Genomic DNA, 4,992 nt, shown 5'->3' on the forward strand with positions numbered 1-4,992 from the left:
CCACCGGGACCTTCACCGCCTCCACCGCCTGGGCCACCAGGGGCAGGGTCCCGACCAGGCCCGTATGTCCGCCCCCTTCCCCGCCCTGACAGATGACCGCGTCGCAGCCGGCCTGCTCGGCCTTGACCGCGTGCTTCACCGCCCCGCAGACCACCATCACCTTGAGGCCCGCGGCCTTGAGCTTCTCCATGATCGGCATGGGCACGCCCAGGCCGGCGATGAAGGACGAGGCGCCCTCGGCGATGATGATCTCCACCGAGGCCGTCAGGCTCTCGGGCGAGGCGGCCAGCAGATCGACGCCGAACGGCTTGTCGGTGAGCTTGCGGACCTTGCGCATCTCGTCGCGGATGAAGTCCGGAGACCGGCCGGCCATGCCTAGCACGCCATAGCCGCCGGCCTCGCAGACCGCGGCCACCAGCTCGGCATAGGCCACCCCGCCCATGCCCGCCTGCATGATCGGATGGCGAATCTCCAGAAGGTCGCAGAGCGGCGTGTGCAGGGCCATGGCGTCGTCTCCCGTAGTGTTCTCGTTCCCCCCACCATGGCGCCGGAGGGGCCTTGGGAAAATGGTGACGCCGCGTCAGGGGCTAAGCCCGAGGATTGCACCACGAAGAGCACGAAGAACACAAAGGCGTCTCAACCTCGGCGGTCCCTTCGTGCCCTTTAGGGTTCAAACCCGTTGCGCCTGCGGCGCGTATCCATCTCAGAAGATGCCGTAGCCGCCGTCGATCAGGACCGAGTCGCCGGTGTGGAAGCGCGAGGCGTCGGAGGCGAAATAGACCGCCATGCCGCCGAAATCCTCCGGCTGGCCCCAGCGGCGCATGGGCACGCGCTTGATGACGTTCTCGTTGAACTTGTCGTTGTCCTGGGCGCCGGCGGTCATGTCGGTGGCGATCCAGCCGGGCAGGATGACATTGGCGCGCACGCCATAGCGGGCATGCTCCACGGCGATGGCCCGGATCATGGGGATCAGCGCGCCCTTGGTCGCCGCATAGGCCTGGTTGCGCGCCGCCCCGTCCAGAGCCGAGAGGGAGGAGATGGCCACGAGCGAGCCGCCCTGGCCGTCCCCGGCCCGCTCGACCATGTGCTTGCAGGCCTCGCGCAGGGTGAAGAACACCCCGTCCAGGTTCACCGACAGCACCTTGCGATAGGTCTCGGTGGGAAACTCGGCGAAGGACCGGGCGCCGCCGCCGATGCCGGCGTTGGCGATCACGGTGTGGACCGCGCCCATGGCGGTCACCGCCTCAGTCATGGCGGCGGCCACGGCGGTCTCGTCGGCCACATTGACCACCTGGGCCAGCACCCGCCCGCCATGGGCCTTGAGCTGTTCCTCGGCGCGGGCGTTCTTGTCGGGGTTTGAGCCCCAGATCACCAGGTCGGCGCCGGCCTGGGCCAGGGCCTGCGCCATGCCAAGACCGATGCCGCCATTGCCCCCGGTCACCAGGGCGACCTTGCCGGTCAGGTCAAAGGGTTTGTAGGCCACGGCGTCCTCCTCACATTCAAACACTTGTTGGGCGCGAGGAAAGGCGCCTGGCGGCTTCAGGTCAAGGGCGAGGCGCCCTCAGGTCGCCGTCCAGCCGCCGTCCACCGACAGGGTGGCTCCGGTGGCCGAGGCGCCCATGTCCGACACCAGATAGAGCAGCAGGCCCGCCAGGTGGTCGTATTCCACGAAGGCCTTGTTGGGCTGGGCCGCCAGGATCACCTCCTCGACGACCCGGTCCTCCGGTATACCGCGGGAGCGGGCCTGGTCGCCGATCTGCGCCTCCACCAGGGGGGTCTTCACATAGCCAGGACAGATGGCGTTGCAGGTGACGCCGGAGCGCGCCAGCTCCACCCCCACCGCCTTGGTCAGGCCCACCAGGCCGAACTTGGCGGCCACATAGGCCGACTTGAAGGGCGAGGCCACCAGGCCATGCGCCGAGGCGAGGTTGACGATCCGTCCCCGCCCCTGGGCCTTCATGATCGGCACGGCGGCGCGGGTGGCGTGGAAGGCCGAGGACAGGATGATGGCCTGGATGGCGTCCCACTTCTCCGGTGGGAAGTCCTCGATGGGGGAGACGTGCTGGATGCCGGCGTTGTTGACCAGGATGTCCAGCCGGCCGAACTCTCGCCGCGCATAGTCCACCAGGTCGGCGATCTCGTCGGGCCGGGTCATGTCGGCGGCGTGGTAGCGGATGGCCGCATTGGTCCTGGCCTGCAACTCGCGCCGATCGGCCTCGATGGCGGCGGGATCGCCCAGGCCGTTGAGGATGACGTTCACCCCCTGCTCGGCCAGGGCGCCGGCCAGGGCGCGGCCGATGCCGCTGGTGGAGCCGGTGACGATGGCCACGTGGCCGGCGAGTCCGTAGTCGATGGCCATGCCAATGCTCCTAGTCTTAAGGGCGCCTCAGGCCGCGGCGGCCTGGGGCTGGGGCCGCATGAAGGTCCACTCCCCCGGCTGGGATTCGCCGGCGACGAAGCGGTAGCCCTCGCGGTCGAAGGCCTTCAAATCCTCAACCCGCTCGAGGCGGTTGTCGATGGCGAAGCGCGCCATCAGGCCGCGGGCCTTCTTGGCGTAGAAGGACACGATACGGGCCTGACCGTCCTTTTCCTCAAGGAAGCGGATGTTGAGCAGGGGCCGCTTCAGCGCCCGGGCGTCCACGGCGCCGAAATATTCCTGGCTGGCCAGGTTCACCACCGTGGGATCGGCATGGTCCATCGCCGCCGCGTTCAGGGCGCGGGCGATCTTGTCGGCCCAGAAGTCATAGAGGTTGGCGCCCCGGGCGGTCGCGAGCCGCGTGCCCATCTCCAGCCGGTAGGGCTGGATCATGTCCAGCGGCCGCAGGAGGCCATAGAGCCCGGAAAGAATGCGCAGACGGTCCTGCGCCCAGTCGAGGGCGGCGGGATCGAGCTCACGGGCCTTCAGCCCGGCATAGACATCGCCGTTGAAGGCCAGCGCCGCCTGCAGGCCGGTGCGGGCCTGGGGATCGAAGGCCTGGAACCGCTGGCGGTTGAGCTCGGCGAGGTTGTCCGACAGGGACATCAGCCGCTTCAGCTCGCCCGCGCTCAGCTTGCGCGCCACCTGGGCAAGTTCGGACGTCTCCTTGGGAAACTGCGGCCAACTGGCCGGGAGGGCCTCGGCAGGCGCTGAAAAGTCCAGCGCCTTGGCGGGTGAAAGCACGATGATCATGACGCCCCTTTGCCGGGACTCCGTGACGAAGCCAAGACGGCGGGCGCCGGTTAGAACAGGACCCGGGGATTCATGATGCGCTTGGGATCAAGGGCTGCGCGGATCGCCTGCTGGGCGGCCAGCTCCACCGGCGTCTTGTAGCGGGCGGCCTCGGCGGTCTTCATGGCCCCCAGGCCGTGCTCGGCGGAGATGGAGCCCTCCAGGGCCGCGACGATGTCATGGACGATGCGCGACCCCTCGTCCCGCCGGGCGGCGTGGGGCGCGTCAGGAGCGCCCTCAGGACGAAGCACGTCATAGTGGATGTTGCCGTCGCCCACATGGCCGAAGGCGCAGATGCGGCAGCCCGGCGCAAAGGCCCGCATGGCGGCGCCAGCCTGATCAAGGAAGTCGGCCACCCGGCTCACCGGCACCGAGACATCATGCTTCCAGGTGGCGCCCTCGGGCTTTTGGGCCGGACTCTGGTTCTCGCGCAGGGACCAGAAGGCGCGGGCCTGGGCCTCGGCCTGGGCGATGGCGGCGTCGGCGATGAGGCCATCCTCCAGGGCGCGGGCCAGCAGGCGTTCCATGGCCGCCTCGGCGGAGCCCGGCTCCCCGGAGGCCAGTTCGATCAGGACGTACCAGTCGTGGCGGCCGGCCAGCGGATCGCGCTGGTCGGCGATGTTCTTCAGGGCGAAGTCGACCCCCACCCGGCTGATCAGTTCGAAGGCCTCGACGCCTCCGCCCGCGGCGTCCTTGGCCCGGGCCAGCAGATCCAGGGCCTTCTGCGGACTGTCCGTCCCCACCATGGCCGTGGCGCGGGACGCCATGACCGGGAACAGCTTGAGCGCCGCGGCCGTGACCACGCCCAGGGTGCCCTCGGCCCCGATCAGCAGTTGCTTCAGGTCATAGCCGGTATTGTCCTTGCGCAGCCGCTTCAGCCCGTTCCAGACCTCGCCATTGGGCAGCACCGCTTCGAGCCCGATGACCAGGTCGCGGGTGGTCCCATAGCGCAGCACCGCCGTGCCGCCGGCATTGGTGGAGACCACCCCGCCGATGGTGGCGCTGCCCTGGGAGGCCAGGTCCAACGGAAAGCGCCGCCCCTTGGCCAGGGCCGCGGCGTGCGCCGCCTGCAGGGTCACGCCGGCCTCGCAGACCATGACGTCGTCCAGGGCGTCCACATCGCGCACCGCGCGCAGACGCTCGGTGGAGAGCAGGATCTCGCCTTGCGGGATCTGACCGCCCACCAGCCCGGTGTTTCCGCCTTGCGGCGTGATGGCCACGCCCGCCTCGGCGCAGAGCCCCACCACGGCGGCCACATCTGCGGTGGAGCCCGGCAGGGCGAGGAACGGGGTCTGACCGGTCCATCGGTCACGCCACTCCAGCAGCTTGGGCGCCAGGCGGTCAGGGTCCTGGCTCCAGCCGCCTTCGCCCAGCACGGCCTTGAGACGGGAGATGAGATCGGCGGGGACGGGGGCGGTCATGGGGCAAATCTAGAACAGGATCGGCCCGGGCGGAATTGGATCATGGGCCGTCCGGGCGCGGAGCGGACCCCCGCCCCACCTTCAGCCCACGAAGCCGGCCGCGCGGCGCAGGCGATCGATGATGGCCTCCCCCAGACCTTCGGAGGGAATGGGCGCCACGGCGATGGCGCGCGGGCGCGTGCGGTCGGCGGCGCGCAGATGGGAGAAGAGGTTGGCGGCGGCCTCGGCGAGGTCGCCGGCGGGGCTGAGATTGAACACCCGGTCGCTGCTCGGCGCGCCGGGTCCGAAGGCGAGATAGGCCTCGCCGGGGGCGGGCGCGTCCGCCTCCAGCCGCACCGGGGCGTCGGGGGCGTAGTGCCGGGC

The 4,992-nt window shown here is 70.0% G+C and carries 6 protein-coding genes; all 6 read right to left on the reverse strand.

Going from position 1 to position 4,992, the window contains the following annotated elements:
• The coding region (locus V7D28_RS13810; protein ID WP_333587964.1) for a nitronate monooxygenase at nucleotides 1-505 on the reverse strand (505 nt) is incomplete at its 3' end.
• A 198-nt stretch (nucleotides 506-703) separates the two neighbouring features.
• On the reverse strand, nucleotides 704-1,483 hold the full coding sequence (locus tag V7D28_RS13815) for an SDR family NAD(P)-dependent oxidoreductase (RefSeq protein WP_333587965.1): 780 nt from the start codon (nucleotides 1,481-1,483) through the stop codon (nucleotides 704-706).
• Nucleotides 1,484-1,561: 78 nt separating this feature from the next.
• The gene (locus V7D28_RS13820) at nucleotides 1,562-2,359 is read right to left on the reverse strand and encodes a 3-hydroxybutyrate dehydrogenase (protein WP_333587966.1); all 798 of its coding nucleotides are present in this window, start codon (nucleotides 2,357-2,359) and stop codon (nucleotides 1,562-1,564) included.
• A gap of 27 nt (nucleotides 2,360-2,386) precedes the next feature.
• The gene (gene yaaA, locus V7D28_RS13825; RefSeq protein WP_333587967.1) at nucleotides 2,387-3,169 is read right to left on the reverse strand and encodes a peroxide stress protein YaaA; all 783 of its coding nucleotides are present in this window, start codon (nucleotides 3,167-3,169) and stop codon (nucleotides 2,387-2,389) included.
• Nucleotides 3,170-3,219: 50 nt separating this feature from the next.
• Entirely contained in the window at nucleotides 3,220-4,629 is a 1,410-nt protein-coding gene (locus V7D28_RS13830) for an FAD-binding oxidoreductase (protein WP_333587968.1), read from the reverse strand.
• 81 nt (nucleotides 4,630-4,710) lie between these two features.
• On the reverse strand, nucleotides 4,711-4,992 hold a 282-nt coding region (locus tag V7D28_RS13835), incomplete at its 5' end, for a Sua5 family C-terminal domain-containing protein (protein ID WP_333587969.1).

The sequence above is a fragment of the Phenylobacterium sp. genome (assembly GCF_036723115.1).
Classification (GTDB): domain Bacteria; phylum Pseudomonadota; class Alphaproteobacteria; order Caulobacterales; family Caulobacteraceae; genus Phenylobacterium.